Origin of the sequence: Microcoleus sp. D3_18_C2 (genome assembly GCF_036702395.1) — a bacterium.
Lineage (GTDB): Bacteria > Cyanobacteriota > Cyanobacteriia > Cyanobacteriales > Microcoleaceae > Microcoleus.
Genome location: NZ_JAUBTG010000003.1, coordinates 238,912 through 260,739, shown reverse-complemented (window position 1 = coordinate 260,739; position 21,828 = coordinate 238,912). Strand labels below are relative to the sequence as shown.

The window sequence follows — 21,828 nt, the reverse complement described above, 5'->3', positions numbered from 1 at the left end:
CAAATAACGCCGATATTTGGTAACTACTTCTTTCCCCAACAGCACTACGCTAATCCAAAAACAAACTTCCGCCCCAACAGCCAGAACGAAAGATAAAGTAGTTTTTTGGGTAATGTCCAGCCCCAGGAAGGGCACAACAAATAAGACTGCCAGCCAGGGCAGAAAAGATAGGACAAATAAGAACAAACCGAGCTTTTGCATAGATTCACATAATACAGCTTTGATCTGCCCTTTATCTGTTAGTCCGCTTAAAGTGGACTTCGTTTGTATAGTAGCGATTTCAATCGCCTCCTTCACTACAAACTCACCTCTGGAACCAATGTCAGCAACAGGCTTTCCGGCCTGTTCCACAAGAACATTTAGTATTGGTGGAACAAGCATCTTGCCTGTTCTTGAGAATGGTTCAACCTCTGACTACAAACTTAATTGCCAAGCATTTCCAACTCAATTCTTAATCCCCGTTGCCGCAATCCCTCGAATAAACTGTCGCTGACCGGCCAAAAACAGCAACACCACCGGCACTGTTCCAATTACCACCGCCGCCATCAACAACTGCCAACTGCTAGTAAACTGTTCCTGAAATTCGGCCAGAACCAACTGCACAGTCCGCAACTGGGGCCGCGTCGTAAACACCAGCGGCTTAAACAAATCGTTCCACTCCCCGATAAACGTAAACAAAAACAGCGTCACCAAAGCAGGGCGGGCTAAAGGTAACATCACCTGCCACAAAACCTGCCAGCGGTTAGCCCCATCCAGCATTGCCGCCTCCTCTAACTCCGCGGGAATTGTCATAAAATACTGGCGCAGCAGAAAAATCCCAAAACCGTTAGCCGCCGTCGGCAAAATCAGCGCCCCGTAAGTATTCAGCAGATGGCCCCACTTCAAAACCAAGAAAATCGGAATCACCAAAAGCTGAAACGGAATTACCAGCGTCGCCAAAACCCCCAACACAATCGCCTGTCGCCCGCGAAACTTCAGCCTGGCCAAGGCGTAACCGGCCAAAGCAGAAGTTACAACCTGAAAACCCGTCACTGCGATCGCCACTAGAGTAGAATTAAGGAATGCCAACAAAAAATTGCCCCGTCGCCAAGCCTCCTGATAGTTTGCAAAAGTCAGGCCTGCAGCCTTGACACCGACACCAGATGGTGATAATGAAACCCAAAATACAGCAGCCAGTGGCAGCAGCACCAGCGCAGCACCCGCCAGCAACAAAATAAAACTCAGCAGTTCCAGCGCATGAGACCTGTCAAAGGATTTACCCATAAATTTGTGAATTAACCTAAAATAATAAGCCTGTGACGTTCTCCAACCCGATCGCATCCCCGATTCCCATACAACAACATAATAGTCGTAGAAGGAAAGAAGGAGTACCTAGGGAGGAAGTTGTGATTAGGATATAATGTTATAGATAGAGTTGGTACTGTAAAACCCTGAAAGGTGGAGACATAGACCGTATTTCTATCATCTATTTCCGGGCAAAAGATCGACTAACGACTAATTCAAGTAATTAGTAAATAGATAGCATTCTAGCGATAGTCTTTCTGGAGTGTTCGACGGCAAAAGTCCGGCAAACACGCACGCTTGACGCCAGTTTTTCCCGGAACGTCAAAGAAAAGTTCTTTGTCGAAAGCATCCTCAGCTATAATCTGTGATTTAGATGGGGTGCGTTCAAAATAGGTAAAGTGTACTGTCACTGACCCCCCATTTTAAAGGGGTTTCCCAACATCCCGCAAGCTTATATAAGGAGACTACATATCTATGCCCCAGCTTGAGGCCAGCCCAACAATTGACTTTCAAACCGAAACTTACAAAGATGCTTACAGCCGCATCAACGCCATTGTGATTGAAGGCGAACAAGAAGCTCACGATAATTACCTGACACTGGCCGAACTGTTGGCGGACAAAAAAGCAGAGTTAGTTGGCTTGTCCAAGATGGAGAACCGCCACATGAAAGGCTTCCAAGCTTGTGGCAGGAATCTTAAAGTCACGCCCGACATGGCATTTGCCAAGCAGTTCTTTTCGGAATTGCACAGAAACTTCCAAACGGCAGCGGCCGAAGGTCAGATTGTAACTTGCTTGTTGATTCAATCGCTAATTATCGAGTGTTTTGCGATCGCAGCTTACAACATCTACATCCCCGTCGCCGATGACTTTGCTCGCAAAATCACCGAAGGCGTCGTCAAAGAAGAATACAGCCACCTCAACTTTGGGGAAGTCTGGCTGCAGGCTCACTTTGAGGAATCCAAAGCCGAACTCGAAGCTGCCAACCGCCAAAACCTGCCCATCATCTGGAGACTGCTAAACTCTGTCGCAGACGATGCCCGCGTCTTGGGAATGGAAAAAGACGCTTTAATCGAAGACTTTATGATTGCCTACGGCGAAGCCCTAGGCAACATAGGCTTTAACAACCGCGATATCATGCGGATGTCAGCACAAGGCCTCGCAGCCTAGTTAACTTGGAAATAAGGAATGGGAAAAAAATTAAAAATTAAAAATTAAAAATGGGATAACTCATTTTAAAATATAAATTTTTAATCTTCCCATCTTCCATCTTCCATCTTCCATCTTCCACCTTCCATCTTCCTTCATTTGACAACTTAATGTTTGGTCTAATCGGTCACTTAACCAGCTTAGAACACGCCCAATCAGTAGCTAACGAGCTGGGCTATCCAGAATATGCCGATCAAGGTCTCGATTTTTGGTGCAGCGCACCGCCCCAAATAGTTGATCAGATCACGGTAACAAGCATCACTGGACAAAAAATAGAAGGTCGCTATGTCGAGTCCTGTTTTTTGCCAGAAATGCTAGCAACTCGCCGGATTAAAGCAGCTACTCGCAAAATCCTTAATGCGATGGCACACGCTCAAAAAAACGGGATTAACATCACTGCTTTGGGCGGCTTTTCTTCGATCATTTTTGAGACTTTCAACTTGCAGCAAATTAAGCAAATTCGCAATCTCAAGTTGGAGTTTGAACGCTTCACCACTGGTAACACTCACACAGCTTACATCCTCTGCCGCCAAGTAGAAGAAGCAGCCCCTAAATTGGGGATTGAACTTTCAAAAGCCACGGTAGCGGTTTGTGGTGCTACTGGCGATATTGGCAGTGCTGTGTGTCGCTGGCTCAATGTTAAAACAAATGTAGCAGAATTGTTGCTCATCGCCCGCGACAAAGAACGATTGCAAGATTTGCAATCAGAATTGGGTCGAGGGAAAATTATGGACTTGGAAGAAGCCCTGCCCCAAGCGGATATTGTAGTCTGGGTAGCCAGTATGCCCAAGGGAGTAGAAATTGACCCTAAGACATTGAAGCAACCATGTTTATTGATTGACGGTGGCTATCCGAAAAATTTGGCAACTCAGGTTCAGCATCCCGGAATTTACGTACTCAATGGCGGCATTGTGGAGCATTCCCTCGATATTGAGTGGAAAATCATGAAGATTGTCAATATGGATGTGCCGGGCCGACAGTTGTTTGCCTGTTTTGCTGAATCAATGCTGCTGGAATTTGAAAAAATGTATACCAATTTTTCTTGGGGACGGAATCAAATTACTGTGGAAAAGATGGAGCAAATCGGTCATATTTCTGTCAAGCACGGTTTCAGACCTTTATTAATGTCAGTTTGATGTTAAAAGTCAACTGTTAAATTTGAAAATTTAATAGTTGACTTTTTATTTGGCATCAGAATAATATTTTTCGGAGTGCAGCGCTAGCTTCCGGCTCGCGCTATATGATAATGATGATGTGACCAAATTTGATCTCATACAAAATTTAAAATTCAAAACTTCCAAATTTCCTCTCTTTTTCAGCATCCCCTGACAGGGTAGGATCGGGAAATAGTCGATCGACTTTCACCTTAAAACCTTATAGAAATTATCAGCGTGCCAAACCCAGACCGTAAACCCTTACTCTTAGATTTTGAAAAGCCCCTGGCCGAACTCGAAACCCGAATTCACCAGATTCGCGAACTCGCCGCCGAAAACAGCGTCGATGTCACCGACGAAATTCGCAAACTCGAAGCGCGTTCCGCCCAACTGCGACAAGAAATTTTCAGCAGCTTGTCCCCCATGCAGCGGCTGCAACTGGCCCGTCACCCGCGCCGCCCCAGCACCCTCGATTACATTCAGGCAATTAGCGACGAGTGGCTCGAGCTTCACGGCGATCGGCGCGGCGGAGACGACCCGGCCCTCGTCGGCGGAATTGCCCGCATAGACGGGCGTCCCACAGTCATCATCGGCCATCAAAAAGGGCGCGACACAAAAGACAATATCGCCCGCAACTTCGGCATGGCTGCTCCCGGCGGCTACCGCAAAGCCCTGCGCTTGATGGAACACGCCGATCGCTTCTCCATGCCAATTTTCACCTTTATCGACACTCCGGGGGCTTGGGCGGGCTTAGAAGCAGAACAGCTCGGACAGGGAGAGGCGATCGCCTGTAACCTCCGCGAGATGTTTCGCCTCGACGTTCCCATTATTTGCACCGTCATCGGCGAAGGCGGATCCGGCGGCGCATTGGGTATCGGCGTCGGCGAGCGGCTGTTAATGTTAGAACATTCCGTCTACACCGTCGCCACCCCCGAAGCTTGCGCGGCGATTCTCTGGAAAGACTCCGGTAAAGCTAACTTGGCCGCAGAAGCTCTCAAAATCACTTCCTGGGATTTGAAAAACCTCGGCATTCTCGATCAAATAGTACCAGAGCCGATCGGCGGCGCTCACTCGAATCCCCTCAAAGCTGCCTCCATACTCAAACAAGCTTTGTTAGAAAACTTAGCAGAACTAACCCAGCTTACGGGTCAGCAGCGACGCGAACTCCGGTATCAAAAATTTCGCCACATCGGTGTATTCACTGAAATTGCGGCTTGAGCCGATCGATTCAGAGTTATCAGTTATGAGTTAAAAATTCTTAACTTTAAACTCATAACTCACAGCTCATTATTCTGCGGATCTGTCAGCAGTGTTATAATTTCTCAGGTGACACGGCTTAACAGTTCTTAATGTTTATCTCATAATTAACTGTTATCACCCGCAGCAGACAGTTGTCTAATTTGCCGATGAAGGCTGCAACGCTGTAGGGAGTTGCCGAGGGAAAGTATTAGGACATTGAATGAACCATCCAACAACAAAGCAGGCTCTGATTACCGGAGCCAGCAGCGGTATTGGCAAAGCGACGGCTCTAGCGTTCGCCGCCGAAGGCATAAATCTGGCCTTAGTTAGCCGAGAGTCGGAAAACTTAGAAGCCGTTGCCGCAGCGGCCCGAGCAGTCGGAGTGAAAGCAGAAGCTTATCCCTTAGACTTGGCAAAAATTGAGCAAGTGCAAAGCAGCATCAGCGCGATCGCAGCTCAATTGGGTGCCGTAGATATCCTGGTAAACAGCGCTGGCATGGGCTACACCGGCTCCTTGACGGAAACTTCCCTAACCGACTGGCAAAGCGTTCTAGACCTCAATCTGACTAGCGTTTGGCAGTGCATTTTAGGAGTTTTGCCCTCAATGCGCGATCGCCGATCGGGAATCATCATCAACGTTTCCTCGATCGCCGGCACCCAAACCTTCCCCAACTGGGGAGCCTACTGCGTTAGCAAATTTGGTCTCATGGCTTTGTCTAAAACCTTAGCCGCCGAAGAACGGGCTCACGGAATTCGCGTAACAGCAATCTGTCCGGGTTCTGTCAACACTCCTATGTGGGACACAGACACCGTGGACGCCGACTTCGATCGCAGCGCCATGTTAACCCCAGAAATCGTCGCCCAATCAATTCTGCACGCAGTTCAGTTACCAGCGAGTGCAGTAATTGAAGAAATCACGCTCATGTCCAACGCAGGAGTTTTGTGAACTTGAGATTTTAGACTGCTGGATTTTTCTCGAATTCAACAATCTTTGAATCTCTAGCTATAGCGGTTCTCAGATAAATGAGGTATACAGAAACCCTGTAATGTCAAGCTTTCCAGGTCAAAATTCGTACCTCACATTTTTGAGAAAGGCTATATATCCCCCAATCGAAAATCTAAAATCGAAAATCGAAAATCGATTCACCCTCACACCAACTTGTTATGACAATTGCATCTTCCGCCGATTCCAATGGGTCGAACTCTCTCTCGACTGACAGCATGAAACTGTTACAAACCGCAGACAACAACACCCCGCGCATCCCAACTCGACCCGATCGCAATTCCTCCCACGGTCAAGAATCCAGCGTGCCCAAACCATCAGAAGTAGGCATGGAAGAAATGATGGAGGCTGTTCGCACAATGCTGCTGGGAGTAGGAGAAGATCCTGAACGGGAAGGATTGCTCAAAACCCCAAAACGGGTAGCAGAAGCAATGCGGTTTCTCACCAGCGGTTACAGTCAATCCCTAGAAGAACTCCTCAACGGCGCTATCTTTGACGAAGGCCACAACGAAATGGTACTGGTACGAGACATCAGCGTATTCAGTATGTGCGAACACCATATGCTGCCGTTTATGGGTAGAGTTCATGTCGCTTACATTCCCAACCAAAAAGTAGTGGGATTGAGTAAATTAGCCCGAATTGCTGAAATGTACAGCCGCCGATTGCAGGTGCAAGAACGTTTGACACGCCAGATTGCTGAAGCAGTTCAGACAATATTGGAACCGCAGGGAGTAGCTGTAGTAATGGAAGCCAGCCATATGTGCATGACGATGCGGGGTGTGCAAAAACCTGGTGCTTGGACGGTTACGAGTGCCATGTTGGGCGTGTTTCAAGAGGAACAGAAAACTCGCGAAGAATTCCTGAATTTGATCCGCCACCAACCGGCATTCTTTTAGTCATTAGTTATTAGTCATTAGTCATTAGTCATTAGTCATTCACTTTTTTCTTGGTGGCTGTAATCAAGCATGAGGTCCAGAAACCGGGTTTTTTTTACGATATATTTCGTTACGCACCGTAAATTCGGTAAAAAACCCGGTTTCTTTGTCGGAGTGCGTCCAGGACCGATCTAAAATCTAAAATCGGATGACGATCGACTGATAAACCCATAAAATAGACGGGTGACTCATGACTTGTGACTAAATGAATCCTCCTATCAAATTCGGTACAGATGGCTGGCGCGGCATCATTGCTGACGATTTTACATTCGATCGCGTAGCGTTAGTCGCTCCCTTAGCGGCACAAGTTCTCGCACAAACCGGCAGCAGCGATGGCAGCAGCGGTACCGTAATTGTCGGTTACGACCGCCGATTTCTGGCTGAAGAATTTGCCTTCACAGCGGCTGTTGCCGTCCAAAACGCAGGATTTGACGTGCTGCTGAGCGAATCCTACGCCCCCACTCCAGCTTTCAGTTTAGCTGCCAAACAATTAAATGCTTTGGGTGCGATCGTCCTGACAGCCAGCCACAATCCCGGTGCATATTTAGGGTTAAAAGTCAAGGGCGGATTTGGCGGTTCAGTTTCGCCCGAAGTTACTCAACAGATAGAAGCAAAACTCGAAAATCCGGCGGCAATTTCAGCAACTCCCGGCAAATTGGATAATTTCAATCCTTGGCCAGCTTACTGCAAAACCTTGCGGGAAATGGTAGATATTGAGGCGATTAAAGAAGCGATCGCCAGCGGCAAAATTACAGTATTTGTAGATGTAATGCACGGGGCCGCAGCAGGAGGACTAGCTCAAATTTTAGAAGAAACAGTACATGAAGTCAACAGCGATCGAGATCCGCTGTTTGGTGGCGGTGCACCGGAACCTTTGCCGCGCTACCTGTCGCAGTTATTTCGGGTGATGCGTACTCACCAGCGAAAAAGTTCTGGTTTGTCCATTGGATTTGTATTTGACGGAGATAGCGATCGAATTGCAGCCGTTGACTCTAGCGGCAACTTCCTCAGTTCACAAATCCTAGTTCCCATCTTAATCGAACATTTAGCTTCACGGCGCGGCTGGACCGGGGAAGTCATCAAAACAGTCAGCGGTTCAGACATAATTCCTAAAATTGCCAAGCTGTACGACTTGCCATTATTTGAAACGCCGATCGGTTACAAGTATATAGCCGATCGAATGTTGACCACCCAAGTCTTAGTCGGCGGCGAAGAATCGGGAGGAATTGGCTACGGTACACACATACCCGAACGAGATGCTTTGCTGTCAGCGCTGTACTTATTAGAAGCAGTTGTCAAATCCGGCGAAGACTTAAGCGAAATTTACAGCCGACTGCAACAAGAAACAAGCTTTACTTCAGCGTATGACAGAATAGACTTGCACCTAGCAAACATGGAAGAAAGGTCGCGTTTGCTGTCCCTGCTGCAAAATCAACCCTTAACAGAAATCGCCGGCAAAGCAGTTGTAGATTGCAACAAAGTGGACGGATATAAATTTCGTTTAGCAGACGGAAGTTGGCTGTTAATTCGGTTTAGCGGAACCGAACCAGTGTTGCGGCTGTATTCAGAAGCAGCGACATTGAAAGAAGTCATGAAAAACTTAAACTGGGCGAAAAATTGGGCGCATAATTAATCGGACTTTTCCACCGCAGATCAACGCAGATGAACGCAGATGACTCGATCTCAAATCTCTCTTTCTCTGCGTCCTCTGCGCCCTCTGCGGTAAAAAAATCTTGTTCAGAAATCAAATAGTATGGCGGCTATATCAGGTTATTTTTAGGATACAAGCAAATGGCATACAGCGATTTCAGCCTTGCGAGAGTCAAAAAAGATTTTGGATTAACCTTAGATGAAACTCGCAATTTATTTGCCGACACAAAACCAGTTTCACCATCAGAAATTTTAACAACAATCCTGATTGATTATGTACCGCTAGCAACTTTTATTTCCACAGAAAAAGCTCGTTCAGAATTTTTGATTGCGCCGATATTAGCAGAAGTCCGGCGATTGTTAAACAAACGAGTTTCTCTTTTTTCCGGTAAGGATTTTACTGTCGATCCAGAAAGAGGTTTGCAAGGATTTTGCGATTATATTATTAGCGGTTCTTCAGAACAATTGTTCATCAGTGCTCCGGTTATAACAATTTTTGAGGCAAAAAAGGAAGATATCATTGGGGGTTTGGGTCAATGCGTAGCGGCAATGGTAGCGGCCCAATGTTTCAATCAAAACCAAGACACTGAGGTCGATCGCATTTACGGCGCGGTGACGACGGGAACTAACTGGAAATTCTTGATTTTGGAGGAAACTACTGTTTATATCGATCCGATTGAATACTATATTCAAGATGTTGATAAGATTTTGGGAATTTTGTTGCAACCATTTTTCCAATCTTTTGTTAATATAGAGCCGTAAGTTTTAATAGAAATAATGACCGATCGCAAATTGCTAGTTGTCGCTACGGGCAATCCGGGTAAACTCAAGGAAATGCAAGTTTATCTTCAGGATTTGGGATGGAAATTGGATCTCAAACCGGAAGAGTTGGACATCGAGGAAACAGGCGAAACTTTTATTGCTAATGCTTGCTTGAAGGCGTCTGAAGTCGCAAAAGCAACGGGCAAATGGTCGATCGCCGATGATTCTGGTTTAATGGTAGATGCACTCAACGGCCAACCTGGGATTTACTCCGCGCGCTACGGGAAAACCGATGCTGACAGGATATCTCGACTTCTCAAAGAATTGGGAAGCGAACAAAACCGGGAAGCACAATTTGTTTGCGCGATCGCGATCGCCCGTCCCGACGGTACAATTGCCCTGCAAGTAGAAGGAATTTGCCGAGGCGAAATCCTGCACACTCCTCGCGGTACGGGAGGTTTCGGATATGACCCCATTTTCTACGTACCCGCACAGCAACAGACTTTTGCCGAAATGACACCGGATATCAAGCGATCGCACTCTCACCGCGGCCGAGCCTTCCACGCTCTCATACCACAAATGGCGAACCTTGTCAACCCCTAACGAGTAAAAAAGCCAAAACCGGGGGGAACTGTGGCATTGGATATTGACACTTAGGTATCAGAACTAAACAGGAAATAGGTTTTTCCTGGGCAAAGACCAGTTACCAAAGACCAATGCCCAATGCTCAATGCCCCAGTATCTTAGATAGCCTCCAAGTTCTTTTCTCCAGTCCGAATCCGAATAATTTGTTCTACAGGAGAGATGAAAATCTTGCCGTCGCCAATCTCGCCCGTGCGGGAAGCCGCGATAATTTTATCAACCACCATGTCAACCTGATCGTTTTCCACAACAATCTCGACCTTGAGCTTTTGCAAGAACTCAACGGTGTACTCAGAACCGCGATAGCGTTCTGTCATGCCCTTCTGACGGCCAAAACCTCTAACTTCAGAAACAGTCATCCCCACAATACCAGCATTGACGAGTGCGATTTTCACTTCGTCTAGTTTAAAGGGGCGAATAATAGCTTCAACCTTTTTCAAGTTTTTCACTCCTAACAGTTAGTACCTTCGTTATATTACTTAAATCGCGTGACATCTTTTAATATCACTGCTAGTATTAAGTATTTTGTAAAATATACTACCTTATTTTGTACTCGCGATGAGAGGCACGCCAATCTTTAACAATATTCTCCCATTGGCCCGAGGCGCGGGCTCTCCGCTCCGATAGATCGCGGTAGAGTGAAAAAGACCCAAGCCCTCCGCCACGGATCTGCTAAAACAGAAAAAGAACCCAGGAGACAGGAGTTTTCCGAGTTTCCGCTTTGCTATGTCAGATTTGCACATATTGCTGAAAACTATAATTGCCAGAGGCGGTCAGTTAAACTATTCTTATGCACCCAGCCAGCCCTCCCCCTGACCGCAGCGGGCTTGATGCCCTACTGAGAAATCGCCCCTTCCTCGCCTTGTGGACGGGCCAGTTATTGGCCCAAGTGGCGGATAAAATCTTTTACGTATTGCTGATTATTCTGCTGAAAACCGGCGACTACCGACCCTGGCCGGTTTCTTGGCAACATTCGGAAAATTCTATGCTGTCAGCGGTGATGATCGCCTACACCGTGCCAGCGATCGTCTTTGGTTCCGTAGCCGGTATCGTGGTAGACCGCTTTTCCAAAAAGCAAATGCTGGTCGCCTGCAACGTGATTCGAGCCGGGTTGATTGTAGCTTTGCCGTTTTTGCCCAAAGCTTTTGTGGTTTTGTTGACAATGACGTTTTTAATCTCTACCGTAACGCAATTTTTTGCTCCTGCAGAAGCGGCCGCCGTCCCCCTGGCTGTGGGGCGAGAGGGACTGATGTCGGCAAATGCTCTGTTCGCCTCGTCCACAATGGGCGGGATCATTATTGGGATGACGATCGGCGAACCGCTGTTTAGTTGGGTCAAACACAGCTTCGGATCAGCTTCTCAAGAGTTTTTGCTGGGCGGGTTGTACCTGATATCAGCAGGTTTGATCTATGCCATGCAGATCAAAGAAGGTCATGTCGGCAGCAGTGGCAAAAACGTCCATCCTTGGCAAGACCTCAAGGAAGGTTTGCGGTATGTGAAACACAATCACCTTGTCAGCAACGCGATGGTGCAGTTGACCATTTTGTATTCCGTGTTTGCGGCGCTTCAGGTGCTGGCGATCGCGCTTTCAGGCAAAATAGGTCTCAAAGAAACTCAATTTGGCTTTTTACTCGCTGCAGCGGGAATTGGAATGGTCTTCGGCGCAGCCTTTTTGGGACATTGGGGTCATCGAATGCACCACAAACCTCTGCCTTTAATCGGTTTCTTGATGATGGGTTTTGTATTAGCAATGTTTGCCTTTGCCAGACACCTTTGGGTGGGATTCGGATTGAGCGCTCTGTTCGGTTTTGGTGCTTCCTTAATTAACGGCCCGATGCAGGCTCTGATTCAAGAAAAAACTCCCGAATCTATGCGGGGTAAAGTCTTTGGATTTGAAAACAATGCGATTAATATTGCTCTGAGCCTGCCTTTAGCACTGACTGGCCCGCTAACGGATGCTGTCAGTAATGCCGTCGGCGACGATGACTTGGGCTTGCGGATCGTGTTGCTGGGTTTGGGCTTTTTGGTCTCGGTGATGGGCATGGCAGCTTGGAAACATACTCGCAAAGTCTTGCAGGATGTTCTCTGAACTTTGCCAAGAAGGAAGAAGCAAGAGGGCTTGGTTTTCGCGATCGATCCATAACATAGCAACCGCCCTGATGATTAGGACGTTCTTAATTGCTCAAACGATTAGTTTTTCTTGTCGAATGCCGAATCAAGAATGCTATAGAAGCGTCATATCACGGTAAACCGACATAGAGGCAGCGATTTCCTCTGTGTCTTTCTTCCTCTGCTGTTCCACAATTTATCGCTCGGACACCGCCCGCTCGCCAAACTTTTTGTAAAATATCAGCAGTCAAATTTTCAGAATTTGACTATTGAGATTAAAGTAGTATTATAAAACATCATTAAGATTGTAAACATCAATAGACAATGGTAGTATCATATAGTCAGATGATTAATGCCGATGCTAACGGGTCTTATAATATTTTGAGAAAAGCAATCCCAAATGCGTTTAGCGATGGGATAGGGAGCTGCGTAGTTCAGCCGAGGCGGGTTAATCCGCTTAAAGTAAAAGCGAAAGGGGAGGGACTTCATGCCTCCCACGTCATGTAATATAGCAATCCTCGCATCAGTTGTAAAAATATGTAGGGGTAGTGCTACCCCTACTCCCCGTGCCTACCCCAGCCTGCATCGGTGCAACCGGGCGTGGGGAGAGCCCCTACAAGAATTACACAAATCATTTAGGATTGCTATAGATGACTATAGTTTTACAAGCTATAAAAGCTTTCATTAAAAAACATAATTAGTTTAAGGAAGGAAATACTGTGCAACTAAAAACTAAAGTGACAATCAGGCGTGCAACTGGTGGATTTGCTCTGATTGACAGCTTGATCCGCCACGGTGTCAAGCATATTTTTGGTTATCCCGGCGGCGCAATTCTGCCACTTTACGACGAACTCTACCGCGCCGAAGAAACTGGCGCTATCAAACATATTCTGGTGCGCCACGAACAAGGCGCGGCTCACGCGGCTGACGGATACGCCCGCGCTACGGGCAAAGTTGGAGTTTGTTTTGCTACTTCGGGCCCCGGCGCAACTAATTTAGTGACGGGGATTGCGACGGCCCACATGGATTCGATCCCGATGGTAATTATTACCGGTCAGGTGCCCCGTGCGGCGATCGGCACTGATGCGTTTCAGGAAACAGATATTTACGGGATTACCCTGCCAATTGTCAAGCATTCCTATGTAGTACGCGACCCCAGAGATATGGCGCGAATTGTGGCAGAAGCTTTCCACATCGCCAGTACAGGGCGGCCGGGGCCAGTCTTGGTTGATGTACCCAAGGATGTGGGTTTAGAAGAATTTGACTATCTGCCCGTGGAACCCGGATCGGTGAGAATTCCGGGCTACCGCCCGACGGTGAAGGGAAATCCTCGGCAGATTAATCAAGCAATCTATTTGCTGCAGGAAGCAAAGCGTCCTTTGCTGTATGTGGGCGGCGGGGCGATCGCAGCCGGGGCCCACGAAGAAATTAAGGAACTGGCCGAACTTTTCCAATTGCCGGTCACGACAACACTGATGGGCAAAGGTGCCTTTGACGAAAACCATCCTTTGTCGGTGAAAATGCTGGGGATGCACGGCACTGCTTACGCTAATTTTGCCGTTACCGAGTGCGATTTGCTGATTGCTGTGGGGGCGAGGTTTGACGATCGCGTGACGGGCAAATTAGACGAGTTTGCCGCGCGCGCTAAGGTGATTCACATCGATATCGATCCGGCGGAAGTGGGCAAAAATCGCGGCCCTGACGTGCCAATTGTGGGAGATGTCCGCCAAGTTTTGCTCGATTTGCTGCGCCGCTGTCGGGAAACTGGAGTTTCGGGGAAGGCCGGACAGACTGCGGAATGGCTGCACAGGATCGATCACTGGAAACAGGACTATCCGTTAGTTGTGCCTCATTACCCAGACATTTTGTCTCCGCAAGAGGTGATTTCGGAGTTGGCTACTCAAGCGCCGGATGCTTACTACACAACAGATGTCGGTCAACATCAAATGTGGTCGGCTCAATTCTTGAACAACGGGCCGCGCCGCTGGATTTCGAGCGCTGGTTTGGGCACGATGGGTTTCGGGGTGCCGGCTGCGATGGGCGCGAAAATGGCGCTACCCAATGAGCAAGTGATTTGTATTGCTGGCGATGCTAGCGTGCAAATGAATATTCAAGAGCTGGGAACGCTAACACAATACGGCATTAATGTCAAAATTGTGATTGTAAATAATGGCTGGCAAGGCATGGTGCGGCAGTGGCAGCAAGCGTTCTATGGGGAACGTTATTCGTCGTCTAATATGACTGTAGGGATGCCGGATTTTGTGATGCTGGCTGAAGCTTACGGCGTGAAGGGGATGCTGGTTTCGCGGCCGGAGGAACTAAAAGATGCGATCGCTCAAATGCTCGCTCACGAGGGCCCGGTGCTGATGAACGTGAAGGTAACGAGGGACGAAAACTGCTATCCGATGGTTGTTCCAGGTAAGAGCAACGCTCAAATGGTGGGTTTGCCCGAACGCAGCAAGTTGCAATCTGCGGAGTTGATTTATTGTCCGAGTTGCGGCGCGAAGAATGTTTCGACCAATAAGTTTTGTCCTGAGTGCGGGACAAAAGTTTAAGTAGAGACAATGCCTTGTCTGGCAGGGGTTTAAACCCCTGCCAAGCTTTCGGGTGAAGCGGTTTTTCGGGTTAAGTTTACACGCTTTGGGCAATGCGATGTCCTTACCCGGATCGGCTGTTTCAGATTTAACACCATCTCCGCTGGCATCGCATCCAGAGCTTTAATCTTTAATCTCTAAGCATATTTTATGAGCCAGTGTCTAAACCCTGATTGCCTATTCCAAAACCCGTCTGGCTATACAAAATTCTGTCAAAAATGTGGGAATAAACTGCTATTGGGCGATCGCTACGGAGCCCAAAAAATTATTGGACAAGGGGGATTTGGGCGCACTTTTCTAGCTATTGACGAGTATAAACCATCTAAACCTCCCTGCGTTATTAAACAATTCTACCCCCAACTTCAAGGCACTTCTAGTATCCAGAAAGCTGCTGAGTTATTTGAGCTGGAAGCAGTACGCCTAGAACAGTTGGGTAAACATTCTCAAATTCCCGAATTATTAGCATATTTTAGTCAAGATGAACGGCAGTATTTAGTCCAAGAATTCATCGAGGGTGAAAATTTAGCCGAAGCACTAGAATCTAAGGGATATTTTAGCGAAACGCAGATTCGCGACTTGCTTAATAATTTATTGCCAGTATTCGAGTTCATTCATTCCCGCCAAGTAATTCACCGGGATATCAAGCTAGAAAATATTATTCTCAGACAAGATGGGCAACTGGTTTTAGTTGACTTTGGAGCCGCGAAATATGCGACACAAACGGCTCTAGGGCTAACGGGAACGAGAATCGGGACGGCTGGATATACGGCACCAGAACAAGCCAACGGTAAAGCTATTCATGCGAGTGATATTTATAGTCTGGGTGTCACTTGTCTGTGTCTGTTAACTCAGGTTGAACCTATTGATTTATTCGATGATAGCGAGTTTGAGTGGGTGTGGCGAGAACACTTAAAAACATCTGTCAGTTCGGAACTGGGTCAGATTTTAGATAAAATGATACAACCTGCTATTAAAAAACGTTATCAATCTGCTACTGAAGTTTTGCAGGATATTGGTACTCAATCACCTCAATTATCAGCTCAAACACCTCCACCGGCATCGCCACCAGACTCGCTTAAATCAGCGCGGGGTGTTGACTATACTCGTCTCCGGGATTTATTAGCAGCAGGAAAGTGGAAAGAGGCGGATCAGGAAACATTCAAAGTGATGTTAAAAGCTGCTAGACGGGAGAAGGAAGGTTGGTTCGATACGAACTCGATCGAGAATTTTCCTGGCGATGATTTGCGGACGATCGACCAGTTGTGGGTAAAATATAGTCAGGGTCGTTTCGGCTTTAGTGTCCAGAAAAAAATCTGGTTAGAAATAGGCGGTAAAGTTGATTATGACACTGAATGCAAGCTAGGCGATCGTGTCGGTTGGCGAAAAGGAGGCAGTTGGTTGGACACAAAAAACCTAACTTATAATAAACAAGCACCTGTGGGCCACCTCCCTAGGCAACTGTGCGGATGGTGGGGTGGGTTCCGGGGTTTGGGTGTGAAGTGGCGTTATGGTTCTTCTCTCGCATCAAGAGCTGTAAGCTGTAATTTATAGGAATTTCAGCCTTTTTTCAAGTCTTTTTTATCGAATCTTTTTTTACGAAATTATCGATTTTAGTCATTTCATTACGTGCTAATTGGATGGGTTTCACAAAGACACGACTTACCCACTAAGGCCAAAGAAACCGGGTTTTTGGCCTAATCTGTGGGTGACAACGAAAGATTTTCGTAAAAAAACCCGGTTTCTGACCACCCGTGGGTATCAACTAATGCGTTATGCGATTGTCATTGAAAAAACACCGAATAACTATTCAGCTTACGCGCCGAATTTACCCGGATGTGCAGCCACAGGCGCTACCCTTGCGGAAGTACAGCAGCAAATTAAAGAAGCAATAGAATTTCACTTAGAAGGATTGCGAGAGGAAGGTTTACCGATTCCCGAACCAACTAGGCTATGTGAATATGCCGAAGCACGATAATCTCAGAAACCCGGTTTCTTTCTAGATTTCTCGTCACTCAACGCAAAACTCGTAGAAACCGGGTTTCTAGCCCCCATGCTTAAGCGATGAACTTACGCACTAATGCCAAAGAAACCGGGTTTTTTACCTAATCTGTGGGTGACAACGAAAGATTTTCGTAAAAAAACCCGGTTTCTGAGATATAGGAAAATTCGCGGGAGTAATCAATGAATCTTTATTTGGGAATAGATTTCGGCACCACGGGCGCCCGATCGACTGTCATCGACTCCCAGGGTACAGTACATTGTGAGACAGAACATACTTTTGCCAACAACGGGCAACAACAGCCTGAATTGCCCTCGGTGTGGCAAAATGCGCTGTGGGATGTGATCGAGCAAATTCCCCCAGCAATCCGCAATCAGGTAAGGGCGATCGCCCTTGACGGCACATCTTCCACTGTCATGCTGTGCAATACCGACGGTATACCAGTATGTGAGCCGATTTTATACAATGATGCGCGCGGTGCAGCGGTGACAGAGAGGTTGCGGGCGATCGCCCCCGACAACCACACAGTAATAAGCGCTACATCGAGTCTGGCAAAACTCCTGTGGTTGCAGGAGGGCGGGCACGGGGGCACCGCCCCTACATTTTTCCTGCATCAAGCTGACTGGCTGGCCTTTCTGCTGCACGGAAAATTGGGAATTAGCGACTATCACAATGCTTTGAAACTCGGTTTCGATGTTGATACTTTGTGCTATCCGAATTGGCTGATAGAGGGAATTGCGGGCGCTGCAACTCCTGAATTGCCACAAGTTGTCGCACCGGGCACGCCTGTGGGGGAAGTGAGTGCTCAAGTGGGCGATCGCTTCGGTTTTTCCCGCGATTGTATGGTTTGTGCTGGTACAACCGATAGCATTGCCGCATTTTTAGCAAGCGGTGTCAATTTACCAGGGGAAGCAGTAACTTCTCTCGGTTCTACACTAGCAGTCAAACTGTTAAGTCATACCCGCGTAGATGATTCTAGATACGGGATTTACAGCCATAAATTAGGCGATTTGTGGTTAGTTGGAGGTGCTTCTAATACCGGAGGTGCGGTGCTGCGACACTTTTTTACTGATGTTGAGTTGGATAATTATAGCACACAAATTGATCCAGAACAAGAGAGTTTGCTGGATTATTACCCATTGTTGAAAAAGGGCGATCGCTTTCCGATTAATGACCCGAATTTGCCGCCCCGACTCGAACCGCGTCCCACTGATTCAGTGGAATTTCTGCACGGTTTGCTAGAAAGCATAGCGCGGATTGAAGCGCGGGGATATCAATTATTGCAAGAATTGGGTGCAACTCCTTTAACAAAGGTTTATACTGCTGGCGGCGGGGCGAAAAATTCGGTTTGGAGTGCGATTAGAAAGCGTTATTTAAAAGTGCCTGTAGTAACGCCAATTCATACTGCGGCTGCTTATGGAAGTGCGTTATTGGCGAAGCAGGGAACGCAAATTTAAAGGTGGTAAATTTGGACTGATATCGCTATCGATTAAAACTAAAATGAGAGGAAGCAAACATTCTGATATATTGTTTTAAGTTGTTATCCCTAAAAATTAAGGACAATGGCAAAGCTACCTGATGACATCCTGAACACAATTTTCACATTGCAGCGGCGGCTAGTGGAAATCCTCAACGAAACAACCGCCACAGAATATATATTCATGCAGCAGTTTGGCGAGACAGAAGCGACACTCCCCGAACTAGAATCCCTGGATAATATTAAGGAAAGGTTGAGAACCTCTTACAATCGTTTGTACAGGCTTTTGCAGCAGGTGGCAGAATCTCAACCCGCTGCGACTGCGGATACGTTAAACTTTCTGTATGGAACGATAGAAGACGGAGAGGCAATTGTCGATGCCTCAGCAGCAAGCATTCAAGAAATCAAAATGGATTGGAACTTACGATGAATCAACAACCTAGAATCCCCGACGCTGAAACCAGAAAGCGACACGTTGAAAAGATGCGTGAAGTCTGCCGACAGTTGGACGCTTTCAATTTGAAGTTAGATGAAGCGATTGCCATATTTGAAGCTGATAACCGCCGCCAGCGTCGAGAACGTTTGGCGGGTAAATACAGGCGTGTGGAATCTCAGGTAGTCGAATAAGATATGAGATGTTGCATCATTGTTAATAAGTCTTTTATGAACAGGCTTTTCGGCCTGTTCCACAAAGAGTGAATTTTCTTGTGGAACAGGCATCTTGCGATGTTGCATTATTGTTAATAAGTCTTTTATGAACAGGCTTTTCGGCCTGTTCCACAAAGAGTGAATTTTCTTGTGGAACAGGCCGAAAAGCCTGTTCTTGAAAATGGTGCAAGATGTGAGATAAGATCGATCGAGGGGCGATTCCCTACGGGAGAGTCTTGAATCATTTCTTTTGAGTCCCCTCTGTTCGGACGCAAGGTTGTGTAGTAACGGTTTTAACCGCCGACTCCTATCGGGAGTTTTCAACACTTTTTTATTACACTCGCTGCAACTTAGCTGTTCTCGGATCGATGATTTTTCGACCCAAACCCGAAAACTTAATTGCCAGATTAGTTCTCTCGCCTTCCCCCAAAACATGGGTAATTTCTCCAACTCCAAAAGCATGATGAAAAACCCGATCGCCCGTTTTCCACTCTGCCGATTGAGAATTCCCAGAATTAGCTGCTGAATTATTAGTTTTTCCCTTGGAAACAGCCGTTTTCCCCGCTTTAGTTTTCTTCGCACTTCCCGCCAGCAAATGTGTCGGCAATTCCCCTAAGAATAGCGAAGGGGTGCAGTGTTCCCGGTAGCCTCCCCAGAGGCGGCGTTCGCGAGTGTGGGTAAGAAATAGCAATTCCTGGGCGCGAGTGATGCCGACGTAGCACAAACGGCGTTCTTCTTCGATCGCTTTCGGGTCGTCCAAACTGCGGAAATTCGGAAATAAACCCTGTTCCATCCCGACTAAAAATACCACGGGAAATTCTAATCCTTTTGCGGAGTGCAGCGTCATCAGCGACACGCGGGAATCTTCTTCCTGCAAGTCATCTAAATCGGATGCTAAAGATGCTTTTGCTAAAAACGATGTCAGCGTCGGTTCTTCGTTTTGTTCTTCAAATTGCAGCACTGCATTGTACAATTCTCTGACGTTTTCTATGCGATTTTCTGCTTCCTCGGTTCCTTGATTTTTCAAATCTTGAATGTAGCCTGAATCTTGGATAATTCCTTGGACAATTTGCGAAGCCGGCAGAGTTTCAACTTGCGATTGCCAACGACCAATCATTTCGGCAAACTTAATAATAGCTTTTGCCGATCGCCCTGCGAGAGTATTGACAGAAGATTCATCGCTGAGGATTTCCCACAACGGAATGCCCAATTGAGTTGCAGCGTCTTCGACTTTGGAAAATGTGGTATCCCCAATGCCGCGGCGGGGAGTATTGATGATGCGTTTGAGGCTGACGCTATCGTCGGGATTGGCAAGCGTCCGCAGGTATGCTAGGATATCTTTGATTTCTTTGCGATCGTAAAACTTCAGCCCACCGACAATATTGTAAGGAATGTCTAAACGCATTAACGCTTCTTCAAAGGAGCGAGATTGAGCATTTGTGCGGTAGAGAATCGCAAAGTTACTGCCGTTTTCGTATTCGGAGTTTTGGCGCTTTAAGGAATGAATTTGACCTGCTACAAATTCCGCTTCATCTAATTCGTTGTCGGCGCGCCAGACAACAATCGGAGCTCCCGGTTCGCGAGTCGGGCGCAGAATTTTTTCGATCCGTTCGGTATTGTGTTCTATCAAGTGGTTCGCGACTTGCAGGATGTTTTCGCGCGATCGATAATTTTCCTCTAATTTTACCATCGTCTGAGTTTTCTCGTCAGACAAACCATCTCCAAAATCCTCTTGAAATTCCAGCAATATGGTATAATCTGCCATCCGAAAGCTGTAAATTGATTGATCGACATCGCCCACGACAAAAATCGAGCGGTTTTGCCATTTATCGAAGTTTTTCGGGTCGGCGTTATTTGTCACCAACATCCGAATCAAATCGTATTGAGTGCGGTTGGTATCTTGGTATTCGTCAACTAAAATATGGCAAAACTTTTTATGCCAGTAACTTAATACTTGCTCGTTTTGGCTCAAAAGTTTAACGGGAACGAGGATTAAGTCGTCAAAATCAAGGGCATTGTTGGCTGCTAAAGCGTCTTGATAGCGACTGTAAACATCCGCAATCACCCGACCTCGATAATCCGGTTCTGCTGCTTGGTACTCTTGAGGCGAAAAACCTTTATTTTTAGCGTTGCTGATGATATAGCGGACTTTTCGAGGGTCAAATTTCTTGTCGTCAAGGTTCAGGATTTTGGTGACGATTTGTTTAACGAGACTTTGAGCATCTGACTCGTCAAAAATCGAAAAGTTTTTTTTCCACTGGCGGCCTTTTTCGTCTTGGTATTTTTCAATATCGTAGCGGAGAATGCGGCCGCACAAAGAGTGAAAAGTCCCCATCCAAATGTGTTTGGTAATTCTTTGGTAAATGTGCGATCGCAATTTCGTTTGCACATCCGGGGCTAAGTCTACCAAAGGTTTGCCATATTCCGCTTCAGCTTGCTGAGTTGCCAGCAATTTCTCAATTCTTTCTTTCATCTCCCTGGCGGCTTTATTGGTAAATGTCACCGCCAGAATATTTTCAGGATCGACTCGATGCGTGCGAACTAAGTTAGCAACTCGGTAAGTTAGAGCTCTGGTTTTGCCGGAACCAGCGCCCGCTACTACTAACAGCGGCCCGTTATAATGGGCGACTGCTTGGCGCTGAGATGGGTTGAGGTGGCTGAGGAAATCAGTGGTTTGAGTCATAGGTAGAAAGTTAGTTTAATTTTTAAGGGGTAAATAATACTTGGTATGGAATACCGCGATTTTTTTTAAGGTAAGGTGCGCTCGCCCTACAATATAATATCAGATCAGACGGCGGTTTAAACCGCGTCTACACAAACGATGTCCGCCTCCGCGGACTTAAGAGAATAGCGTAAAACATAATTTTCACCGCCTATTCTTTAACCCGCGTCGGCGGGTTTTGTCTGTATAGCCGCGGTTGAAACCGCCCGGTATTCTAACGTTTAAATATTCGTATCAGCCACATTGCTGCTAATATTCCTAAGCCAATCCAGATGGCAATAATTACAACAGATGCAGTGCGCTCGCCCTACAATATAATATCAGATTAGACGGCGGTTTAAACCGCGTCTACACAAACGATGTCCGCCTCCGCGGACTTAAGAGAATAGCGTAAAACATAATTT

At 46.8% G+C, this 21,828-nt stretch carries 19 protein-coding genes and 2 pseudogenes; 16 read left to right on the top strand and 5 right to left on the bottom strand.

The genetic code is table 11. The features are described from left to right. Positions 1 to 54 precede the first annotated feature (54 nt). The 3 genes and pseudogenes from QUA88_RS03840 to QUA88_RS03830 all read right to left on the bottom strand — a co-directional run. Positions 55 to 201: pseudogene (locus tag QUA88_RS03840) on the bottom strand (transporter suffix domain-containing protein); the annotation flags it as partial. 243 nt (positions 202 to 444) lie between these two features. Beyond that, positions 445 to 1,263, bottom strand: coding sequence for a carbohydrate ABC transporter permease (locus QUA88_RS03835; RefSeq protein ID WP_333051507.1), 819 nt, complete (start codon positions 1,261 to 1,263; stop codon positions 445 to 447). Between the two features lie 263 nt (positions 1,264 to 1,526). Continuing rightward, positions 1,527 to 1,694 carry a hypothetical protein gene (locus tag QUA88_RS03830; protein WP_333051509.1) on the bottom strand — a complete coding sequence of 56 codons (168 nt, stop codon included), beginning with the start codon at positions 1,692 to 1,694 and terminating at the stop codon, positions 1,527 to 1,529. A gap of 64 nt (positions 1,695 to 1,758) precedes the next feature. Between QUA88_RS03830 and QUA88_RS03825 the strand changes: the two genes are divergently transcribed. The 8 genes from QUA88_RS03825 to rdgB all read left to right on the top strand — a co-directional run bounded on the left by QUA88_RS03825 (position 1,759) and on the right by rdgB (position 9,836). After that, positions 1,759 to 2,451 carry an aldehyde oxygenase (deformylating) gene (locus tag QUA88_RS03825; RefSeq protein WP_333051511.1) on the top strand — a complete coding sequence of 231 codons (693 nt, stop codon included), beginning with the start codon at positions 1,759 to 1,761 and terminating at the stop codon, positions 2,449 to 2,451. Between the two features lie 149 nt (positions 2,452 to 2,600). Further along, positions 2,601 to 3,626, top strand: coding sequence for a long-chain acyl-[acyl-carrier-protein] reductase (locus QUA88_RS03820; protein WP_333051513.1), 1,026 nt, complete (start codon positions 2,601 to 2,603; stop codon positions 3,624 to 3,626). Positions 3,627 to 3,881: 255 nt separating this feature from the next. After that, positions 3,882 to 4,862 (top strand): acetyl-CoA carboxylase carboxyl transferase subunit alpha, encoded by a 981-nt coding sequence (gene accA / locus QUA88_RS03815; RefSeq protein WP_333051515.1) that lies wholly within the window; start codon positions 3,882 to 3,884, stop codon positions 4,860 to 4,862. Positions 4,863 to 5,103: 241 nt separating this feature from the next. Next, a complete protein-coding gene (locus QUA88_RS03810) occupies positions 5,104 to 5,829 on the top strand; it encodes an SDR family oxidoreductase (RefSeq protein ID WP_333051517.1) in 726 nt (241 codons plus the stop codon). 218 nt (positions 5,830 to 6,047) lie between these two features. After that, on the top strand, positions 6,048 to 6,782 hold the full coding sequence (gene folE, locus QUA88_RS03805) for a GTP cyclohydrolase I FolE (protein ID WP_333051519.1): 735 nt from the start codon (positions 6,048 to 6,050) through the stop codon (positions 6,780 to 6,782). Positions 6,783 to 7,026: 244 nt separating this feature from the next. Continuing rightward, positions 7,027 to 8,454: a phosphoglucomutase/phosphomannomutase family protein gene (locus tag QUA88_RS03800; RefSeq protein WP_333231306.1), complete on the top strand. Its 1,428-nt coding sequence runs from the start codon at positions 7,027 to 7,029 to the stop codon at positions 8,452 to 8,454. Positions 8,455 to 8,612: 158 nt separating this feature from the next. Further along, a complete protein-coding gene (locus QUA88_RS03795) occupies positions 8,613 to 9,233 on the top strand; it encodes a hypothetical protein (protein WP_333051522.1) in 621 nt (206 codons plus the stop codon). 15 nt (positions 9,234 to 9,248) lie between these two features. Then, a complete protein-coding gene (gene rdgB, locus QUA88_RS03790) occupies positions 9,249 to 9,836 on the top strand; it encodes an RdgB/HAM1 family non-canonical purine NTP pyrophosphatase (RefSeq protein WP_333051524.1) in 588 nt (195 codons plus the stop codon). Positions 9,837 to 9,976: 140 nt separating this feature from the next. Here rdgB and QUA88_RS03785 read toward each other — a convergent pair whose 3' ends face one another. Beyond that, positions 9,977 to 10,315 (bottom strand): P-II family nitrogen regulator, encoded by a 339-nt coding sequence (locus tag QUA88_RS03785; RefSeq protein WP_006633346.1) that lies wholly within the window; start codon positions 10,313 to 10,315, stop codon positions 9,977 to 9,979. 350 nt (positions 10,316 to 10,665) lie between these two features. On the opposite strand from QUA88_RS03785, the gene QUA88_RS03780 reads away from it, so the two are divergent. The 8 genes and pseudogenes from QUA88_RS03780 to QUA88_RS03745 all read left to right on the top strand — a co-directional run bounded on the left by QUA88_RS03780 (position 10,666) and on the right by QUA88_RS03745 (position 18,681). Next, a complete protein-coding gene (locus QUA88_RS03780) occupies positions 10,666 to 11,964 on the top strand; it encodes an MFS transporter (RefSeq protein ID WP_333051525.1) in 1,299 nt (432 codons plus the stop codon). A 353-nt stretch (positions 11,965 to 12,317) separates the two neighbouring features. Then, a pseudogene (locus QUA88_RS03775) lies at positions 12,318 to 12,491 on the top strand (RNA-guided endonuclease TnpB family protein); the annotation flags it as partial. A gap of 212 nt (positions 12,492 to 12,703) precedes the next feature. Further along, a complete protein-coding gene (gene ilvB / locus QUA88_RS03770; protein ID WP_333270315.1) occupies positions 12,704 to 14,539 on the top strand; it encodes a biosynthetic-type acetolactate synthase large subunit in 1,836 nt (611 codons plus the stop codon). A gap of 189 nt (positions 14,540 to 14,728) precedes the next feature. Further along, the gene (locus QUA88_RS03765; protein WP_333270312.1) at positions 14,729 to 16,129 is read left to right on the top strand and encodes a serine/threonine-protein kinase; all 1,401 of its coding nucleotides are present in this window, start codon (positions 14,729 to 14,731) and stop codon (positions 16,127 to 16,129) included. Positions 16,130 to 16,343: 214 nt separating this feature from the next. Then, entirely contained in the window at positions 16,344 to 16,553 is a 210-nt protein-coding gene (locus QUA88_RS03760; RefSeq protein ID WP_333270309.1) for a type II toxin-antitoxin system HicB family antitoxin, read from the top strand. Between the two features lie 206 nt (positions 16,554 to 16,759). Further along, entirely contained in the window at positions 16,760 to 18,034 is a 1,275-nt protein-coding gene (locus QUA88_RS03755) for an FGGY-family carbohydrate kinase (protein ID WP_333270306.1), read from the top strand. A 105-nt stretch (positions 18,035 to 18,139) separates the two neighbouring features. Continuing rightward, positions 18,140 to 18,484 (top strand): hypothetical protein, encoded by a 345-nt coding sequence (locus tag QUA88_RS03750; protein WP_106146328.1) that lies wholly within the window; start codon positions 18,140 to 18,142, stop codon positions 18,482 to 18,484. Further along, positions 18,481 to 18,681 (top strand): hypothetical protein, encoded by a 201-nt coding sequence (locus QUA88_RS03745; RefSeq protein WP_333051533.1) that lies wholly within the window; start codon positions 18,481 to 18,483, stop codon positions 18,679 to 18,681. The genes QUA88_RS03750 and QUA88_RS03745 overlap by 4 nt, the downstream gene beginning before the upstream one ends. A 355-nt stretch (positions 18,682 to 19,036) precedes the next feature. Here QUA88_RS03745 and pcrA read toward each other — a convergent pair whose 3' ends face one another. Continuing rightward, entirely contained in the window at positions 19,037 to 21,385 is a 2,349-nt protein-coding gene (pcrA, locus tag QUA88_RS03740; RefSeq protein WP_333270304.1) for a DNA helicase PcrA, read from the bottom strand. Positions 21,386 to 21,828: the final 443 nt, after the last annotated feature.

Bases quoted from the DNA above. Each gene is read 5' to 3' on its own strand.
- QUA88_RS03835 (WP_333051507.1), bottom strand. From the start codon at position 1,263: ATGGGTAAATCCTTTGACAGGTCTCATGCGCTGGAACTGCTGAGTTTT.
- QUA88_RS03825 (WP_333051511.1), top strand. From the start codon at position 1,759: ATGCCCCAGCTTGAGGCCAGCCCAACAATTGACTTTCAAACCGAAACT.
- QUA88_RS03820 (WP_333051513.1), top strand. From the start codon at position 2,601: ATGTTTGGTCTAATCGGTCACTTAACCAGCTTAGAACACGCCCAATCA.
- QUA88_RS03810 (WP_333051517.1), top strand. From the start codon at position 5,104: ATGAACCATCCAACAACAAAGCAGGCTCTGATTACCGGAGCCAGCAGC.
- folE (WP_333051519.1), top strand. From the start codon at position 6,048: ATGACAATTGCATCTTCCGCCGATTCCAATGGGTCGAACTCTCTCTCG.
- QUA88_RS03800 (WP_333231306.1), top strand. From the start codon at position 7,027: ATGAATCCTCCTATCAAATTCGGTACAGATGGCTGGCGCGGCATCATT.
- QUA88_RS03795 (WP_333051522.1), top strand. From the start codon at position 8,613: ATGGCATACAGCGATTTCAGCCTTGCGAGAGTCAAAAAAGATTTTGGA.
- rdgB (WP_333051524.1), top strand. From the start codon at position 9,249: ATGACCGATCGCAAATTGCTAGTTGTCGCTACGGGCAATCCGGGTAAA.
- QUA88_RS03780 (WP_333051525.1), top strand. From the start codon at position 10,666: ATGCACCCAGCCAGCCCTCCCCCTGACCGCAGCGGGCTTGATGCCCTA.
- QUA88_RS03765 (WP_333270312.1), top strand. From the start codon at position 14,729: ATGAGCCAGTGTCTAAACCCTGATTGCCTATTCCAAAACCCGTCTGGC.
- QUA88_RS03760 (WP_333270309.1), top strand. From the start codon at position 16,344: ATGCGTTATGCGATTGTCATTGAAAAAACACCGAATAACTATTCAGCT.
- QUA88_RS03755 (WP_333270306.1), top strand. From the start codon at position 16,760: ATGAATCTTTATTTGGGAATAGATTTCGGCACCACGGGCGCCCGATCG.
- QUA88_RS03750 (WP_106146328.1), top strand. From the start codon at position 18,140: ATGGCAAAGCTACCTGATGACATCCTGAACACAATTTTCACATTGCAG.
- QUA88_RS03745 (WP_333051533.1), top strand. From the start codon at position 18,481: ATGAATCAACAACCTAGAATCCCCGACGCTGAAACCAGAAAGCGACAC.
- pcrA (WP_333270304.1), bottom strand. From the start codon at position 21,385: ATGACTCAAACCACTGATTTCCTCAGCCACCTCAACCCATCTCAGCGC.